2 protein-coding genes are annotated in these 2,498 nt (G+C 46.6%); both read left to right on the top strand.

Annotated features, from left to right (window positions below; all coding sequences use genetic code 11):
- The first annotated feature begins 74 nt into the window (after positions 1-74).
- Positions 75-1,682, top strand: a complete 1,608-nt coding sequence (gene istA, locus D889_RS0114705) for an IS21 family transposase (protein ID WP_010632950.1) — start codon at positions 75-77, stop codon at positions 1,680-1,682.
- A partial coding sequence (istB, locus tag D889_RS15155) for an IS21-like element helper ATPase IstB (RefSeq protein ID WP_018962466.1) occupies positions 1,679-2,498 on the top strand: 820 nt, incomplete at its 3' end. The genes istA and istB, both read left to right, overlap by 4 nt.

The following is a 2,498-nucleotide window of genomic DNA, read 5'->3' as shown; positions in this document are numbered from 1 at the left end:
AGTCATTGAAAATTCCCCCACTTAGATATAATTAACCCACAGATGATCAGATTGTCAGCTGTGGGGAGATGGGGATGACGATTATTTTGATGCAGAAACGTGATATTTTATTGAAGTACTTAAGGGAGGGACGATCACAAAGAGAGATTGCGAGAGAAACAGGAATTGATCGAAAAACGGTTAGAAAGTATATCAAAGCCTTTGAGCTCAAAATGCATCAGATTCGGCAGTCGAATCAGGAGGCCAATCTGGAAAAACTCATTCAGGAGTTGGTAGAAGCTCCAAAGTATCAGGGGAATCACAGAGAAAGGCGGGTTCTGACGGACTCAGTGATGGAAAGCATTCAGAATCATCTGAAGGAGAATGAACACAAGCGGAACACGGGGCGGTACAAGCAGCAGAAAAAGCCAATGGACATCTATGAGTCGCTTCGCGATGAGGAGGGCATCTCCATCAGTTACAGCACGGTCCTTCGGGCCATCCGAAGTATCGAAAAAAAGGCAAAAGAAGCCTATATCAAGGGGAGTTATACACCGGGGGATATCTGTGAATTTGACTGGGGCGAAGTCAAAATTGAGATTGGAGGGAAACTAAAGACGTTTCAAATGGCTGTGTTCACTTCTGCCTATGGCAATTATCGTATGGCCTATCTGTTTGCCAAACAAAAGACTGAATGTTTTCAGGAGGCGCATGTTCTGTTTTTTAAGGATATCGGTGGCGTTTACCACACGATGGTTTACGACAACATGCGGGTTGCCGTCAAACGGTTCGTTGGGCCAACGGAGAAAGAACCTACCGAAGGTCTGTTGAAACTATCCCTCTATTATCAGTATGCCTTTCGCTTCTGCAACACTCGGCGGGGTAATGAAAAAGGACATGTTGAACGAAGCGTGGAAGTCATTCGGCGGAAAGCCTTTGCCTACCGAGATACTTTCGATAGTCTGGAGGAAGCTAACAGCTATCTACATCAAATCTGTCAGAAGCAAAATCAAAAGGAACCCTGCGGTTCCGAAGGGCAAACGGCAGAGAAAAAATTGGAAAGTGAACTTCCTTTCCTCCTACCGCTCCCCGCTCCTTTTGACACTGCCCGTTATCTTACCGCTCGTGTGGACAAGTACGCCACTGTTGTGGTGGATCAGAATCACTATTCGGTCCCCGATCATTTGGTCGGTGAACAGCTTCAGATCAAGGTCTATACACAGCGGCTCGCCTGTTTCTATGAGGAACAGAAGGTTGCGGAGCATCAAATTTTGATGCGAAATCACGGATGGAGCCTGAAAATTGAACACTTCCTTGATACATTAAGAAAAAAGCCTGGTGCATTGGCTGGTAGCACAGCGCTGCAACAGGCAGATCCTATACTCAAACGGATTTACACTACTTATTATATCAATCGTGGGAAGGAATTTATAGAACTGCTTGCTTACTGGAAAGAAAAGGCCACATTGAAGGAGATTGAACAAAGTATTCAGGAATTACGTCAAATGGGCCCGGAACATGTGACAACAGAAAAAATCAAAGTAATTTGTGAAAGAAATCGCGAACGTCTCAATCATTCAGTTCCATTGCCCCCTACCGAAGAAGGGAAAAGCATTGAGTATCAGGCAATGCGGCATCTGAAAATGTACGACAATCTGTTTAACACAACTAAAGTCGGTGAACACGAGGTGAGTGTAGGATGAAAAAGAGCGCAATGAGCGACACCATTTATCAGTACTGCAGAGAAATTCGCTTACCGACGATTCGTGAATGTTTCCAGGCGCAGATACAGGATGCCACAACGCGAGATCTCAGCTATGGAGCTTTTCTGGCTGAACTCCTTCAAAAAGAGTGGGATGCCCGGCAACAAACGGCTCAGGCCAACCGCATCCGTCGTGCTAAGTTTCCCTACAAGAAGTATCTGGAGGACCTGTCGGTCCGTGATCTCCCGGAGGATGCCCAACGAAAATATAAACAATTAAAGACACTACAATTCATCGAAGAAGGACGGAATCTGATTCTTGCCGGCAATCCGGGGACCGGGAAGACCCACACGGCCATCGGTCTTGGTATCAAGGCCTGTGAGAAGGGCTATACCGTCTGGTTTACAACGGTTCCCCTACTGATCAATCATATGAAAGAGTGCCGATCGGAGCGGACACTCCGTGCCTTTGAAACACGGTTCAAGAAGTATGACCTAGTGATCGTCGATGAAATGGGCTACATCTCTTTTGACAAGGAGGGCGCCGAGCTCTTGTTTACCCATCTCTCTTTGCGAGCCGGTCAGAAGTCGACAATCATCACCACTAACCTGTCCTTTGAACGTTGGGGTGAGATTTTCCAGGATCCGGTCATGACAGCAGCCATGATTGACCGACTGACCTATCAGGCCTATCTGATCAATATGAACGGCAATTCCTATCGTATGAAGGAAACAAAGGCATGGCTTGCGCAGCAGCAGTTAACGGACAGTTCCTCCGCGACCGATTTAGATTCTTCGCAGGCTAGTGAAACACAAG

The sequence above is a fragment of the Sporolactobacillus vineae DSM 21990 = SL153 genome (assembly GCF_000377985.1).
GTDB classification, from domain to species: domain Bacteria; phylum Bacillota; class Bacilli; order Bacillales; family Sporolactobacillaceae; genus Sporolactobacillus; species Sporolactobacillus vineae.
This window is presented reverse-complemented; position numbering and strand designations above follow the sequence as displayed.

What these genes read in the sequence shown, in the direction of transcription:
- istA (WP_010632950.1), top strand. Translation starts at nt 75, where the DNA reads ATGACGATTATTTTGATGCAGAAACGTGATATTTTATTGAAGTACTTA.